At 73.0% G+C, this 15002-nt stretch carries 14 protein-coding genes; 10 read left to right on the forward strand and 4 right to left on the reverse strand.

Annotated features, from left to right (window positions below):
• The first annotated feature begins 289 nt into the window (after positions 1–289).
• The 9 genes from EUS26_RS02000 (at position 290) to EUS26_RS02040 (ending at position 10462) form a co-directional block, all read left to right on the forward strand.
• Positions 290–1591, forward strand: a complete 1302-nt coding sequence (locus tag EUS26_RS02000) for a sensor histidine kinase (RefSeq protein WP_130011483.1) — start codon at positions 290–292, stop codon at positions 1589–1591.
• The gene (locus EUS26_RS02005; protein WP_130011484.1) at positions 1588–2259 is read left to right on the forward strand and encodes a response regulator transcription factor; all 672 of its coding nucleotides are present in this window, start codon (positions 1588–1590) and stop codon (positions 2257–2259) included. Before EUS26_RS02000 ends, EUS26_RS02005 begins: the two co-directional genes overlap by 4 nt.
• Positions 2260–2495: 236 nt before the next feature.
• The gene (locus tag EUS26_RS02010) at positions 2496–3269 is read left to right on the forward strand and encodes a 4-hydroxy-tetrahydrodipicolinate reductase (protein ID WP_130011485.1); all 774 of its coding nucleotides are present in this window, start codon (positions 2496–2498) and stop codon (positions 3267–3269) included.
• Positions 3270–3296: 27 nt separating this feature from the next.
• Positions 3297–4322 (forward strand): 4-hydroxy-tetrahydrodipicolinate synthase, encoded by a 1026-nt coding sequence (gene dapA, locus EUS26_RS02015; protein ID WP_130011602.1) that lies wholly within the window; start codon positions 3297–3299, stop codon positions 4320–4322.
• On the forward strand, positions 4319–5134 hold the full coding sequence (locus EUS26_RS02020) for a 2,3,4,5-tetrahydropyridine-2,6-dicarboxylate N-succinyltransferase (protein ID WP_130011486.1): 816 nt from the start codon (positions 4319–4321) through the stop codon (positions 5132–5134). Before dapA ends, EUS26_RS02020 begins: the two co-directional genes overlap by 4 nt.
• Positions 5131–6324 carry a pyridoxal phosphate-dependent aminotransferase gene (locus tag EUS26_RS02025; protein WP_130011487.1) on the forward strand — a complete coding sequence of 398 codons (1194 nt, stop codon included), beginning with the start codon at positions 5131–5133 and terminating at the stop codon, positions 6322–6324. Before EUS26_RS02020 ends, EUS26_RS02025 begins: the two co-directional genes overlap by 4 nt.
• Positions 6321–7517, forward strand: coding sequence for a type III PLP-dependent enzyme domain-containing protein (locus EUS26_RS02030; RefSeq protein WP_130011488.1), 1197 nt, complete (start codon positions 6321–6323; stop codon positions 7515–7517). Before EUS26_RS02025 ends, EUS26_RS02030 begins: the two co-directional genes overlap by 4 nt.
• A 167-nt stretch (positions 7518–7684) precedes the next feature.
• The gene (locus tag EUS26_RS02035; RefSeq protein WP_130011489.1) at positions 7685–8359 is read left to right on the forward strand and encodes a winged helix-turn-helix domain-containing protein; all 675 of its coding nucleotides are present in this window, start codon (positions 7685–7687) and stop codon (positions 8357–8359) included.
• 225 nt (positions 8360–8584) lie between these two features.
• The gene (locus EUS26_RS02040; RefSeq protein ID WP_165368467.1) at positions 8585–10462 is read left to right on the forward strand and encodes a cell wall-binding repeat-containing protein; all 1878 of its coding nucleotides are present in this window, start codon (positions 8585–8587) and stop codon (positions 10460–10462) included.
• Positions 10463–10482: 20 nt separating this feature from the next.
• Here the strand turns inward: EUS26_RS02040 and EUS26_RS02045 are convergent, their stop codons facing one another.
• Together EUS26_RS02045 and EUS26_RS02050 are read right to left on the reverse strand one after the other, a co-directional pair.
• Positions 10483–11352 carry a hypothetical protein gene (locus EUS26_RS02045; RefSeq protein WP_130011491.1) on the reverse strand — a complete coding sequence of 290 codons (870 nt, stop codon included), beginning with the start codon at positions 11350–11352 and terminating at the stop codon, positions 10483–10485.
• Positions 11353–11420: 68 nt separating this feature from the next.
• Positions 11421–12353, reverse strand: coding sequence for an NADP-dependent oxidoreductase (locus EUS26_RS02050; RefSeq protein ID WP_130011492.1), 933 nt, complete (start codon positions 12351–12353; stop codon positions 11421–11423).
• 165 nt (positions 12354–12518) lie between these two features.
• Between EUS26_RS02050 and leuE the strand changes: the two genes are divergently transcribed.
• On the forward strand, positions 12519–13166 hold the full coding sequence (gene leuE, locus EUS26_RS02055) for a leucine efflux protein LeuE (protein WP_130011493.1): 648 nt from the start codon (positions 12519–12521) through the stop codon (positions 13164–13166).
• Between the two features lie 22 nt (positions 13167–13188).
• Here the strand turns inward: leuE and EUS26_RS02060 are convergent, their stop codons facing one another.
• Together EUS26_RS02060 and EUS26_RS02065 are read right to left on the reverse strand one after the other, a co-directional pair.
• Positions 13189–14475 (reverse strand): cation:proton antiporter, encoded by a 1287-nt coding sequence (locus EUS26_RS02060; RefSeq protein ID WP_130011494.1) that lies wholly within the window; start codon positions 14473–14475, stop codon positions 13189–13191.
• The gene (locus EUS26_RS02065) at positions 14463–14957 is read right to left on the reverse strand and encodes an Lrp/AsnC family transcriptional regulator (protein ID WP_130011495.1); all 495 of its coding nucleotides are present in this window, start codon (positions 14955–14957) and stop codon (positions 14463–14465) included. The genes EUS26_RS02060 and EUS26_RS02065 overlap by 13 nt, the downstream gene beginning before the upstream one ends.
• Between the last annotated feature and the right edge of the window lie 45 nt (positions 14958–15002).

Below are 15002 nucleotides of genomic sequence, written 5' to 3' on the forward strand. Positions count from 1 at the left end.
GTCAGCCGTGCAGTTCCGAGGACACGCGCGCGTCGTGACGGGTGATGCAGAGGGACTTTCGGGCCGGACCATCGGTCAGGCCGAGCTGGTCACCCCCGAGCGCGCCGTGAGGCGGCTGGGGCACAGGGAGCCCCATCCGTCCCTCCCCCTGCATGTCGTGCCCGTCCCTGTCGCGGCAGGGGGCGGCAGGGACGGGCACGACCGGATCTACGCGCGGTCTGCCCGCTCCTGCGGCTAGGTTGACTTCCCGGGCTCGGGCCTGGCGGGACCGGAAGGAGGGGCAGTGACCATGACCAGCGCGACGTCGGCCCCTCCGGACATCCCGCACGGGCGCGGATGGCGGCTGCTCATCCGGGGGCTCGGTGCGCTCGCCATCGTCATGGCCGTGGTCTTCGACCTGGGCACGACCGGGGTCCTCATCGACGACCTCTACCTCGTGGGTGGCGGGATGGCGCCGGCGTGGATCGGCACCACTCTGGTGCTGGCCATGGGCGCGCTGCTGGTGGTGCGCTACCGCCACCCGGTGGTGTCGCTGCTGGGGGTGGCCGGCATCAGCATCGGCCTCACGCTCGTCCTGGAGTACGCCCAGCCCATCTTCTGCCTGCTCGTCGCGATCCACGCGGCCGCGCGGCGCGGGGGGCCGGTGCGCTGGTGGGGCTCGCTCGCGCTCGGGCTGGTCCAGGTGCCGCTCATCGTGCGCAACGTCGCGAAGTCCTTCGACAACCCCGACCTCGGCAACCTGCTGTCCACGACCACCTTCTTCGCGGCCCTGGTGTGCGCGGCCTGGGCTGCCGGCACGGTCGAGCGCTACAGCCACCACCGCACCACGGCGCTGCACGACGAGCTGGACGTGCGTGGGGAGCGCGCGGCCCACGCCGAGCGGCAGCGCATCGGCCGCGAGCTGCACGACATCGTGGCCCACTCGGTCAGCGCCATGATGATGCAGGCCGCCGGGGCACGCGCCATGGCAGGTTCGGTCGGCCGGGACCACCCCGGGGACCAGCGCCTGCAGACGGTCCTGAGATCCCTGGGCACCATCGAGTCGACCGGCGCACAGAGCATGCGCGAGCTGCACCGTCTGCTCGGGGTGCTCCGTGGGGACGCGGCGGCCGAGGTAGGCGCGGGCAGCCTGTCCCTCGACCAGGAGTCGAGCGTGCAGCCCGGCCTGGGCGACCTGGACGGCCTCGTCGACCTCAGCCGCAGCAGTGGTCTCATCGTCGAGGTCCACCGCTCCGGGGAGCAACGGGACGTCGACCCCTCGGTGGGTGCTGCGGCATACCGCGTCGTGCAGGAGTCGCTGACCAACGCGCTCAAGCACGCGGGGCAGGGTGCGCTCGTCGACATCTACGTGGCGTGGCACGGTGCCGAGCTGCAGGTCCAGGTGCGCTGCCGCGGCAGTCGGGACGCCACCCGCACGGACATCCCGAGCGGCGGCACCGGCCTGCGCGGTCTGCGCGAACGGGTCGGCCTGGTCGGCGGGCGGTTCGAGGCGGGCTGGGCCGGCGACGAGTTCGTCGGCACCGCGGTCCTCCCGACCGGGCAGGCCGACGTCCCGCAGGGGCCGGCGTCACGGGACCAGGGGCACTCGTGACCATCCGGATCGTGGTCGCGGACGACCAGGAGCAGGTGCGCGACGGTCTGTTCATGCTGCTCACCGCCGAGGACGACCTGGAGGTCGTGGCTCTCGCCGCCGACGGGGTCGAGGCGGTCGAGGCGGTCGACCGCGAGCGCCCGGACGTCGTCGTCATGGACATCCGGATGCCCCGGCTGGACGGCATCGAGGCCACCCGGCGGATCACCGCCGACCGCGACGACGACGGCGCCGACGAGGTCACGACCGTGCTGGTGCTGACGACCTTCGACCACGACGACGCCCTCTATGGCGCGCTGCGGGCGGGGGCGTCGGGCTACATGCTCAAGGACGCCGTCCCCGCCCGGCTCGCGGACGCGGTGCGCCGGGTCGCCGACGGCGGCTCGTGGATCGATCCCGGGGTCGCCGGCAAGGTCATCGAGACGCTGCGCGAGACGGCGCCACGGGACCTCCGCGGGCTGCCGAGCCTGGAGATGCTGTCGCCGCGTGAGCTCGAGGTGCTCACCCTCATGGGTGACGCGCCCTCCAACAGCGACCTTGCGGCGCAGCTTTTCGTCTCCGAGGCGACCGTCAAGACGCACATCTCGCGCCTGCTCATGAAGACGGGGAGCTCCGAGCGCGCCCAGCTCGTCGCCCTGGCCTACCGCACCGGGCTCGTCCAGCCCTGACCCTCGCCGGGCACGCCCACCGACCGAGCGCCGCGAATGGTGGGCGCAGACCACCATTCGCGGCGCTCGGTGGCGCGGGCGCGTACCAACTTGTGCCGGTTCTGCGGGAGGACCCGGACGACGACCAGAGGTGGGGCAGGACATCGTCCGGCCAACCGCCCGGATGGCAGGACACCAGCCCTGACCTGCACAAACGCGCGTTGCACAGGGCCGGCGGACGGCGACATACTCGCCGGGTGCCCCTCTCTCTCGGACTCTTCGGGACCGGACGCCTCGGGTCGGCGGTCCGGCGCCTCGCCGACGCCCAGGACGACCTCGAGGTCCGCTGGGCCGTCGGTCGTGAGGCCACGAGCGACCTGCCGGCTGTCGACGTCGCCGTCGACGTCAGCACCGCAGCCGCGGTCGCCGGCCACCTCACCTGGGCGCGGCGCACCGGCACCGACCTCGTCATCGGTGCGACCGGGTGGGACCCGGCCCTCGTGGACGGCGACCTGCCGGTGCGGGTGCTCGTCGCCCCGAACTTCTCCCTCGGCGTCGCGCTGCTGCGCCGGCTCACCGCCGTCCTGGGCGGGTATGTCGCCGCCACCCGCCGCGCGGGTGAGGACGTCGACCTGGCGGTCACCGAGACCCACCACCGGCACAAGGTCGACGCGCCGAGCGGCACCGCACTGGCCCTGCGCGAGGCCCTCGCCCGCGGCGCCGGGACCCCCCTCGAGGAGGTCCAGACCACCAGCCTGCGCCTCGGCGAGGTCGTCGGCGACCACCAGGTCACCGTCGCCACCGGCCTGGAGACCCTCACGCTGCGGCACACCGCGCACGACCGCGACCTCTTCGCCAGCGGAGCGTTGACGGCGGCCCGATGGCTCGCCGCCCGCCCGCACCCTGGACTGTTCACCCTCGACGACCTCGCCGAGGACCACCTCCGACCCCTGTTCGGCGCTCCTGCCGGGCAGCCGGACCCGGACCCCCGGGCCGCCGTGCGGTCCACCACCGCCGACGCCCACGCCTGAGCGCCGGCACCCCACGAAGGAGACATGATGCCCACCACCCTCACCGCCGCACCGTTCACCGGTCTCGGCGTCGCCCTCGCGACGCCGTTCACCACCGGGACCGACGCCGCGGGAGGGACCCGAAAGCCCGCCGTCGACCACCAGGCCTTCGGCCGGCTCGTCGAGCACGTGCTGGCCGACGGGCTCGGCGTCGACTGGCTCGTCGTGCTCGGCTCCACCGGCGAGGCCGCGACCGTGTCCGACACCGAGCGGCACGCGCTGGTCCGGCAGGCCGTCGAGCTCGCCCGGTCCCACGGTCGCGGCGTCCCGGTCGTCGTCGGCATCGGGCACAACGACACCGACCGCACCTGCGAGCTGGCCGCGCAGGCCGCCGCCGCGGGGGCCGACGCCCTCCTCGTCGTCACCCCGTTCTACAACAAGCCCCAGGTCAGCGGGCTCGTGGCGCACTACCGCGCGGTGGCCGAGGCGGCCGGCGGACTCCCGGTCATCGCCTACAACGTGCCGGGGCGGACCGGCTGCAACATCACCCCCGACGCCATGCGCCAGATCTGGGAGGTCGAGCAGGTCGTGGCCCTCAAGGAGAGCTCCGGCGACCTGCGCCAGGTCGGCCGGCTCTGCCGTGAGGCGCCCGCCGGTCGGGCCGTCCTCGCCGGGGACGACGACCTCGCGCTGGCCTCGATCGCCGTCGGCGCCCAGGGGCTGGTGTCGGTATGCGCCAACGTGGCACCCGTCGAGACCCGTCGGCTCGTGCAGGCCGCGACCACCGGCGACCTCGACCTCGCCCGGCAGCTGGACGGCGTGCTCGCCCCGCTCATGGACGCACTCTTCACCGAGACCAACCCGGTGCCGGTCAAGGCCGCCCTCGCCTGCCTCGGGCTGGCCACCGCCAACGTCCGGCTGCCGCTCTCCCCCGCCGAGCCGGGGACGTGGAGCCGGGTCCAGGCCGCGCTCGCCGACCTCCAGTCCGCCCGGCGCACCGACCGCGGCGCCGGGACCAGGTCGCTGCCCGCCCACGTGACCGTGCCGCACGACACCGCGGCGCTCGCCTCGTGAGCGCCCCGACCACCGCGACCCACGAGCTGGAGGCCGTCTTCGCCGACGACGGCGGCGCCCAGCCGACCCGCGAGCACGTCGAGCAGCTGCTCACGGCGCTGGAGGGCGGCTCGGTCCGGGCCGCCAGCCGGGCCGACGACGGGCAGTGGCACGCGCACGACTGGGTCAAGCGCGGCATCCTCGCGGCCTTCCGACTGAGCGAGACCGTCGAGATGGACTGGCCCGGCGGCGGCGTCGACCGGTCGCTCGTGCCGGCGCGCAGGATCACGGCGGGCGACGGCATACGGCTCGTGCCGGGCGGGACCTCGGTGCGGCGCGGTGCCCACCTCGCGCCCGGCGTCGTCGTCATGCCACCGAGCTACGTCAACGTCGGGGGGCGCGTCGGCGCCGGCTCGATGGTCGACAGCCACGCGCTCGTCGGGTCCTGCGCCCAGGTCGGCGAGGGCGTGCACCTGTCGACCGCGGTGCAGCTCGGCGGGGTGCTCGAGCCGGTCGGGGCCCGCCCCGTCGTCGTCGAGGACGGGGTGTTCGTGGGCGCCCAGTGCGGGCTCTACGAGGGCGTCGTGGTGCGGCGCGGCGCCGTGCTCGCCCCGGGCGTGACCCTGACGGCCGGCACCACGATCTACGACCTCGTCGAGCAGCGCGAGGTGCGCGGGGAGGTGCCGCCGGACGCCGTGGTGGTGCCCGGCTCCCGGCCGGCCCGCGGCGACTACGCCGCCGTCCTGGGGCTGTCCCTCTACGCACCGGTCATCGTGAAGTACCGCGACTCCTCCACCGATGCCGCCACCGTCCTCGAGGAGTCGCTGCGGTGAGGACGGCGACCAGGGTGGCGGGCCAGGGCCTGTCACCCATCCGACGCATGGCCCTCGACGCCCCGCCCGGGGTCGTCGACCTCGGGCTGGGTGAGCCCGGGTGGCGCCCACCGGACGTCGGCCAGGCCGCGGTCGAGGGGACCTCGCTGGACTACGGCCCCAACACCTCCGACCCGGCGCTCGTCGCCGCGATCGCCCGGTCTGCCTCACCTGCCGGCGGGGTCGCGGCCGAGGAGGTCATGGTGACCGCGGGCAGCCAGGCCGCGCTCTACGCCCTCTTCCAGGCCTACGCCGAGCCCGGCTCCGTCGTGCTGGTCCCCGACCCGGGCTTCGTCGCCTACCCCACGCTGGCCCGCATGTGCGGCGCCACCCCGGTCGGCTACCCGCTCGCCGCCGGTGGCGACCTCGACCCGGACGCGCTGGTCGCGGCGCTCGGGGAGCAGCGGCATACCTCTCTGGTCGTGCTCAACCACCCCGCGAACCCCACCGGGGGGCTCGCCTCGGCCGAGGCCCTCGCGCGGGTCGCCGACGCGTGCGCCGAGCGCGGCGTGCTCCTCGTCAGCGACGAGGTGTATGCCGAGCTGTGGGTCGAGCGGCGGCCGGCCTCGCTGCGCGACGTGAGCGCTGAGGGTGTGGTGCTCGGGTCGATGAGCAAGGCGTTCGCCGCCCCGGGCCTGCGCATCGGGTGGGCGCTCGGCGACCCCGAGGTGCTCGCTCCGGCCCGGCTGGTGCACAACGCGATGACCACGGCGCCCTCGAGGTTGTCGCAGGCTGCCGCGCTCACGCTGCTGGAGGCGGCCGAGGACGTGCTCCCGGCGTCCCGGGCGCAGGTCCGCGAGCGGTGGGGGGCGGTCGACCGCCTCGCTCCCCACCTCCCCACTTCTGGACAGAGGTTCGTGGGGGACGGGCACCAGAAACCTATGTCCAGAACTGCGGGGCGGGCGGGTTTCTACCTCTGGCTAGCGCTGCCCGGTGACCTCGACGGCGACGGCCGCGCCCGTCACGACGAGCACGGCGGGAGCGGCACCGAGGCGTTCGCGCTGCGGCTGCGTGACGAGGGCGGGGTGACGACCATCCCCGGGACGGCGTTCGGGCCGGGCGGTGCGGGTTTCCTGCGCGTGAGCCTCGGCGGGCCGGTGCCCCAGGTCGAGGAAGGACTACGGCGCCTGGCGCCCTGGTGGGAGGCATGATCTTGACGGCTGCGACGACGGACCTGTTCACCTTCGACGAGGCGACCCTCGACGACCTCGTCACGAGGCACCCGACCCCGTTCTTCGCCTACGACCTGGGCGCGGCGCGGGAGCGCTTCGCCCGGCTCCGGTCCGCGCTGCCGGCCCGGGTGCGGCTGGCGTACGCGGTCAAGTCCAACCCCGGGCTGCCGCTGCTGGAGACCTTCGCCGGGCAGGGAGCGTGGTTCGACTGCGCGAGCGCCGGGGAGGTGTCGACCGCTCTCGCCGCGGGGGGCACCGGTGCGGGCATGGTCGTCGCCGGGCCCGCGAAGACCGAGCGCGACCTGCAGGCCGCGCTCTTCGCCGGGGCCCGCGTGCAGGTGGACGGCATCGAGGACGTGGCCAGGCTGCACGCCCTGCACACCGGGGACCGCCCGCTGCCGGTCAATGTCAGGGTCAACCCCGCCGGGGGTGTGTCGGAGGGCGCGACCATCATCGGTGGTGGCGGGCCCAGCGCGTTCGGGGTGGACGAGGAGGTGCTGGAGGAGTTCGTGCGCGAGGCGGCCCGCTTCGGCCGGGTGCAGATCCGCGGGCTGCAGGTCTTCTCCGCCAGCAACGAGCTGGACGCCGGCCGGCTGCTGGCCAACCACCGGACGGCGCTCGGCATCGGTCGACGGCTGCAGGAGCTCGTCGGCCGGGAGCTGGACCTCGTCGACATCGGGGGCGGCCTGGGCATCCGGTATGCCCTCGCCGACGCGAGCCTGGACACGCGCGCCCTGGGTGCGGGCCTGGGCCGCATCCTCGGCGAGCACGACTGGTTCACCGGTGAGCTGCTGCTCGAGCCCGGTCGGTGGCTGTCCGGGCCCACCGGGGTCTACGCCGCCCGGGTCGTGCGCACCAAGGTGTCCCGCGGTGAGCGCTTCGTCATGCTCGAGGGCGGGATCAACCACCTGCTCCGGCCGCTGCTGACCGGGCAGTCGTTCCCCACCCTGGCCGTGCGCCCCGGCGAAGGCGTCGTCGACGGCGAGCGGGCGACGACGACGCTGGCCGGGCCGCTGTGCACCTCGCTGGACCGGGTGGGCACCGGTGACCTGTCGGTGGACCTTCGCCCGGGAGACGTGGTCGTGTTCGGGCAGACCGGCGCCTACGCCTACACCCAGGCGATGAGCCACTTCCTGTCGCACGCCCTCCCGGAGCAGCACTGGATCGATTGATGCCCGGGCCGCGGCCCACCGCGGCGGCTGCTCGACGACCGCGACCGGCACACCCGCCGGGCGTCTCGTGCTGGCTCGGGCTTCCTTGACTTTCCTGGGAGATCGGCAAAGTATTGGTCACATTCGTCGGGACTGGACTCGGCGTATGCCTTCTGGACAGGTATTCCGTGACACAGCCGTTCTGGATCGTCCCTCTCGAGACCTCCCCCGCCGAGGTCGCGGCGACGTTGGCTGCCTGCGAGGAGTCGCGCATCCTGGGCGAGGTGGTGCCCGCCGCAGCGATCCGGGACCGGTTGTCGACAGCCCGGCCCCCGGCCGTCGTGCTCCAGGGCGGAGAGCCCTCGCCGTCGCTCGTCGACGCGCAGCGCTGGCTGGCCGAGGCGGGCGTGCCCACGCTGGTGCTGCTGCCCACCCTCACCGACGACCTGGAGGCCGTGCTGCTGGACCGTGGTGCCCAGGACGTGCTGCAGCTGCCGGTCTCGTCACGGCGGCTGGGTGCGCGGCTGAGGCTGCTGACCCGCGCTCCGGCCGGGCAGCGGGAGGAGCCGGTCGACATCCGGCTGCGCGGTGACGTGACGTTGTCGCCGGGGCGACGCACGGTGCGCGTCGGTGACGCGCCGGTCCCCCTCACCCGGTCGGAGTTCGACCTGCTGCTCACCGTGGTCCTGGCGGGGGGCTCCGTGGTCGATCACCACGACCTGGCGCAGGCGCTGCGTCACGACACCCTCAGCACCCAGGCGCTGCAGACGCACGCCAGCCGGGTCCGCAGCAAGCTGCGCGCCGCCGGGGCTCCCGACGTCCTGCGCCCCGTCCGCGGCATCGGCTACCGCCTGACGGGCTGAGGGCTGACCCCACCCTCGATTCCTGTCGATCTACTGTCTGTTCCGGACGCCTCGGTCAGAGGTGGTGCAAGTCTTGGTCAGCGTTTGTCAAAGATCATGAGATAGCCATTCCCGGGGGGTCGAGGCGTCGTTACTGTGACGTCACCCACCGGCGCTCACGTCCCAGAGCGCCCGGGCTCACATCCCCTCGCAGCGTCATCGCTCACGTCCCCTCGGAGCATCATCGTGATTCGCTACCTCGTGGCGTTCTTCAGCGCCATCCTGCTCTCTGCCCTCTCCCTCGGCGCGGCACCCACCGTCGCCGTGGAGGAGGCGACCTCCTCCCTGTCCGTGGAACGCATCACCGGAGACAGCTCCGTCACGGTCGCCGCCGCTGCCACGCAGTCCTTCCCGTCGGGCCAACCCGTCGTCTTCGTGGTCAACGCGGAGGCCCACCCGGACGCCATGGTGGCCGCCACCCGGGCCGGCAGCATCAACGCCCCCGTCCTGCTCGTCGGCAGGACGTCCTTGCCCTCGGCGACGCAGCAAGCTCTGACGCGCCTGAGCCCGAAGCGCATCGTCGTCGTCGGTGGTGACGGCGTGGTCGCCGACTCGGTCCTGCGTGCGATGCAGTCCTACACCACCTCGGGCACCGTCGAGCGGGTCTCCGGCATCAACCGGTACGTCACGGCCGCCGAGCTGTCGAAGAAGTCGCCGCGGGGCGTCGCCCGCGTCTACCTCGCCGGCGGTCTCGGCTACGCCGACGCCATGTCCGGGGCTGCCCTCGCCGGCTTCCAGCAGGTCCCCATGACATTGACGCGCAGCGACCGGCTGCACCCGTCCACCCGGGAGGCGCTCCAGCACCTGCGCCCCACCGAGATCGTCGTGCTGGGAGGCCCGAAGGTGGTGTCCTCGACCGTGGCCCAGGAGGCCGCCCAGTACGCCACCTCGGGGAGGGTCACCCGCCTCTCCGGGGACGACCGCTACGCGACGGCCGCGAAGATCGCCGGCCAGTTCCCCACCTCGACCAGCACCGCCTACGTCGGTCCTGGCACGGCCTACACCGAGGCGCTCGTGGCCGCTGCGGCAGCAGGCCGCGCCAACAGCCCGATGCTGCTCACCCGGCCTACGTCCGTCCCGTCGGCGACGGGTACGGCCCTGGACCGGCTCTCGCTGCGCAGCATCGTCGCGGTCGGGACCAGGGCCAACGTCTCGGACTCGGTGGTCCAGGAGCTCAGGAGCGGTGGAACCGCCCCGTCCCCCGCCCCCGGGCCGTCCCCGGCCCCGGACGGGCGTCCGCTGCTGGGTGGGTACCTGGGAGGTCCGGGCGAAAAGCCCGACGAGCGCTTTCGCCAGTCCTTCGGCGCCTGGCCTGATGTCGCGTCGACGTACTACCAGGCTTCGGGTCGGGGCGGTGGGACCATCAACCGAGCGTATGAACAAGCGCGCATCAACCGCGGAACCATCCCCCTCATCACCGTCACCTCGGCGAACGGCCCGTACACCATGGACCAGATCGGGTCTGGTGCGGCTGACCAGTGGATTGACTACTGGGCCAGGGAGCTGGCTGCCCTGAAGGGCGAGGTGTGGTTCACGTTTGACCACGAGTTCGAGGTCAAGTTGAACCAAGGAAAGTTCGGGTCGGCAATCAAGCCCGCCGACTACGCCCGCGCCTTCAACCGTTTCCAGCAGCGCGTGACCTCTCAAGCCCCCAACGTCAAGTTCGTCTACTGGTACGGCTACCACGACACGGCCAAGATCGATGCCATCGGCTCGAGGCTGGACCGACCCGACATCATCGCCCTCGACCCGTACGTCTTCAAGCACCACAGCTCCTCCACCACCTTCGAACAGATGGCTGCTCCGAAGTTGGCGTGGCTGCGGGGTCGCGAGTGGTACGCGGACCAGCCCATCATCTTCGGCGAGTTCGCGAAGGACTCGAGCCACGGCCAGGCGAGTATGGAGCAATTCCTGACCTCGCTACGGCCACGCATGGAAAGCCTGGGCATTACGGCAGCCGTCTACTTCTCGCGCAACAAGTCGACCTACCACGGCATCCAGGCGGACATCACCAACGCGTGGCCGGTCGCCAGGGACGCCTACGCCTCGTCCGTCACCCAGTGATGTGTCGGCGAGGGGCCTGCCTACTCGGCGGGCCCCTCGCCGACCACCAGGAACGGCTCGGCCAACGACCCGTTGAACTGGTCGGTCTCCGAGCGGATGACGTCACCGGTGGCCGCGAGCTTGCCGCCGAGCGACAACGGCACGCCGTCCTCGAAGGTGAGCTCCCCCAGCGGACCCTCGGCCGTCTTCGAGATCGTCGGTCCGACGACGGACAGCGGGGTCACCGAGACCTCGATGGAGTCCTCGTGGCGCGTGCACCTGACCCGGTACCACTCGGTCAGCTCGAGGTCCTGAGGGACTCGGGCCTCCAGCACCCCGTCCGCCCCCGCCACGCGGCACAGGACGTTGCTGCCGTCGGAGTCGATCTTGAACTGGGCATCACCGGAGGCGAGCCCACGCTGGATGAGGTTGTTGCCGCCGTCGACCGACGTGCCGAAGGACACCTCGTCGACGGCGAAGTCGACACCGAACGTGAAGTCCTGCTCACCCACGTCCAGCACCCCACTCGTCCCCTCCTCGGTCACCCGGACGATGGCCCTGGGCGGCGCGTCCGCCAGGGAGAACTTCGGGAACCGCAACGCTGGCTCACCGAAGCTGTCCTGACGAGCGATGATGGTGCCGTCGTCGAGCGTGACGACCGCGGCGGCCAGCTCGGGAGAGCTGACCCCGATCTCCTCGACGGGCTCCCCCTCGGGCGTGGGCAGGTCCAGGACGAGCAGGTTGCCACCCTCGGCGGGCGGGGTGGCCGTGGCCCTCGTCGTCTGCTCCACGGGCTCCCCCGCCGGCTGGACGGACCGCCCCGCGTCGGGGTCGCGGTCGGCGATGACACCGCAGCCGGCGAGGGACACCGCACCGACGGCGAGGATCAGTGGGAGGGCAGGCTTCGGCACGGGTCGCTCCTTCTGGCCACGGACTCAGGGGACGAGAAGGGCATCCTCGCACGTCCGCGGCGCGCGGGTCAGATGCGCACCGCGATCTTGCCGCCCGGGCTGCCTTCCTGGGAGAGCCGGTGGGCGTCGGCGATCTGGTCGAGGGCGAAGGTCGCGGCCACGGTGACCCGCAGCTCGCCGCGGTCGACCAGCCCGGCGAGCGCGTCGAGGTGCTCGCGCTCGGGGCGGACGAAGACGTAGTGCCCGCCGATCTGCCCCATCTGCTCGGGGTCGATGACCGAGGCCACCCGCGCGGTGTCCTTCACCTGCTGGGAGATGTCCGCCATCGCGTCGCCGCCGACGAGGTCGAGGACGGCGTCGACCGGGCCGCCGACGCTGCCCAGCTGCTCACCGATCGGCCCGGCGCCGTGGTCGAGCACGTGGGCGGCACCGAGGTCGCGCACGAGGTCGTGGTTGGCGGGCGAGGCGGTCCCGATGACCTCGGCCCCCAGGGACCGGGCGATCTGGACGGCGAACTGCCCGACGCCGCCGGACGCGGCGTGCACGAGCACGCGGTCACCCTCGCCCACCTGCAGGGCCTCGGTCAGCGCCTGGTATGCCGTGAGCCCGGCGAGCGGCACCGCGGCCGCCTCCTCGAAGCTCAGTCCGGCGGGCTTGCGGGAGACGGTCCGCTCGGGGGCGGGCACCAGCTCGGCGGCGGTCCCGGCGTGGACGTCGTCGCGACGGACGTAACCCCATACCTCGTCGCCGACCTGCAGCCCGGTGCGCACCGCGGGGCCGACCGCCTCGACCACACCCGCGACGTCCCAGCCCGGGACGATCGGCAGGTGGTGGGGGAAGGCACCCTGCAGGTAGCCCTCGCGGACCTTCCAGTCGACGGGGTTGACGCTGGTCGCCTTCGCCCGCACCAGCACGGTGTCGGGACCGACGGGCGGGTCCGGCCGCTCACCGACGGTGATGACCTCGGGGCCTCCGTAGGTGTCGTAGCTCGCTGCGCGCATGACCATCTCCTTCACGATCGGGTGCCCGGGAGGGGCCTGCGCAGGTCAACGCCTCACCCGCCGCGCTATTCCGCGCAGACGGACGTCTGACGCGCCGGACGGCCCGGCCGGGGCGCCACCAGGAGCGACTTTCCGTCGGGGCCACCGGAGCCCTACCCTGGTGCGGTGCTGGGGATCCCTGACTACGGGACGTTCTTCGTCGCCGCCCTTCTCATCGTCCTGCTGCCTGGGCCGAACTCGATGTTCGTGCTGTCCGAGGCGGCCCGGCTCGGCGTCCGCCGGGGCTGGGCGGCCGCGGGCGGCGTCTTCGTCGGCGACTCGGTGCTCATGGGCCTGACCTTCCTCGGAGCGGCGTCGCTGCTGCAGGGTCACCCGGTCGTCTTCGGCGTCGTGAAGTACCTCGGCGCGGCCTACCTCGCCTGGATCGGGCTGCGTCTGGTGCGCGCCGGGCTGGCCGCGCTGCGCAGACCCGCCCCCGAGCCGGTCCCGTCGACGCCGCCGCCGACGCGTCGCGGCAGCTCGTTCACCACCGCGCTCGTCCTCAGCCTGCTCAACCCCAAGGCCATCCTCTTCTTCGTGGCCTTCTTCGTGCAGTTCCTGCGGCCCGACTCGGCCCGCCCGCTCGGCGACTTCCTCGTCCTGGCCGGCACCCTTCTCGTGCTGAGCATGGCCTACCTCGGCGCGCTCATCGTCGCCGGCACCGCCCTGGCTCGCGGCTTCCGACGGCACCGCCGCACCGCCGGCGGTCTCACCGGCCTGGTCGGCACCGTCTTCGTCGGGTTCGGCGCCAAGCTGGCCGCCACCTCCCTCTAGCCCGCCGGCCCACCGGCACGGCTCAGCGGGAGCGGTGCTCCCCGTGCTGCAGGCGCAGCGGCAGCAGGCTGATGTGCCGGTGCTCCGGCCGGTCCTCGGGCGACCGGTTCACCCGGTCCCCGTAGCGCCGGCTGATCCAGGCCGCGCTGAGCCCGTGGAGGTAGACACTGAGCAGGATGGTCCACCCGGCGATGACGAAGATATCCTCCGACATGGGCAGGCCTGACGTCGTCACCACGAGGACGGCGTAGACGATGGACGCCAGCCCGCGCGGCCCGGCCCAGCCGACGTAGAGCACCGTCGGCGCGCTCACCCCGCTGCCCAGCAACGCCACCGTCGTCGCCAGCATCCGCACGACCAGCAGGCTGGCCAGCGCGTAGAGCACGTAGCTCGGGTGGAAGTCGGCGAGGATATCGCCGGCGATGGCCCCGCCGAAGAGCAGGAAGGTCAGCAGCGCCAGCAGCTGGCCCTCGGACTGCGCGAACGTGGTGGTGTGCTCCAGCACCGGCCGGGACGTCGCACCGATGACCGCCCCGGCCACGAAGGCGGAGACGAAGCCGTTGCCGCCCACCAGCTCGGCCGCCGCGTAGGCGCAGCCGGCCACCGCGACGACCCCGAGCCGCAGCGACGGCGAGGTCGTCCACGACCGCTCGTGCGCCCAGCTCAGGACGCGCCCGCCGAGCCACCCGGTCAGCCCGCCGACGAGGAACCCGAGCCCGACGATCTGGGCGAGGAGCACCACATACCCCCCAGCGGTGTCGGTCTGCTCCAGCGCGATGTCGATGAGGATGACGACGAAGGGCACCGCCAGCCCGTCGTTGAGGCCGCTCTCGACGTTGAGCGTCTGCCGGATGCGCTGGGGCACCGAGGGGCTCTCGACGAAGGACTGGCCGAGCGCGGCGTCGGTGGGGGCCAGCGTCGCGGCCAGGACGGCCAGCGCGACGAGGGGCATCGCCGGCAGCAGCAGCCACCCGACCCCGGTGCCGATGAGCACCGACGCCGGGAGCCCCACCAGCAGCAGCCGCTGCGCCAGGCTGTGCTCGCGGACCACGGTCCGCAGGTCCAGCCGGGAGGCGTCGGTGAAGAGCACGAGCACCAGCGTCGCCTCGGCCAGGATGCTGACGACCTCGTCCTCGACGTCCAGCCGCACCACGTCCAGCACGCCGGGGCCGAGCACGATGCCGGCCGTGGTGAAGAGCATCGGCATGGTGACCGGGGTGCCCTTGAGCCGGCCGGCCAGCGTGCTGAAGGCGAGGATGGCGAGGGCCACCACGAGGACGTCCGAGACCATGTCGCTCAGCGCTCCCACTCGTCGAAGATCAGCCAGGTACGGGTGGCGCGCACCCCGGCCACCGCCTGGATCCGGCCGAGCACGACGTCGCGCAGCTCGTGGTTGTCGCGGGCGCGCACCTCCACCAGCATGTCGAACTCCGCGCCGACCAGCGCGACCTTCTCCACCCGCGGCAGCACCTCGAGCGCCTCCAGCACCTCGCGCCACGCCCCCTGCTCGATCGAGACCGACACGTAGGCGGCGGTCGCCAGCCCGAGCTTGTCCGCGTCGACCTGGGCGGCATACCCGGTGATCACGCGCTCGCGGTGCAACCGCTCGAGCCGGGAGTATGCCGTGGCCCGGCTGATGTGCACCCGCTCGGCGAGCGCCCGGACCGAGAGGCGGCCGTCGCGGCGCAGCTCGGCGACGATGGCGTGGTCGGTCTCGTCCAGGGGCGCGGCAACCTGTCCGGGCTCCCGCCCGACGCGCGACGCACCGTCGGACGATCGGTCGGTTGGCATGGGCTCATGGTGCCATCCGTCCACGATCGCCGCCACATGTCGTCA

Origin of the sequence: Serinicoccus sediminis, from assembly GCF_004153545.1 — a bacterium.
In the GTDB taxonomy this organism is placed as follows: Bacteria; Actinomycetota; Actinomycetes; order Actinomycetales; family Dermatophilaceae; genus Ornithinicoccus; species Ornithinicoccus sediminis_A.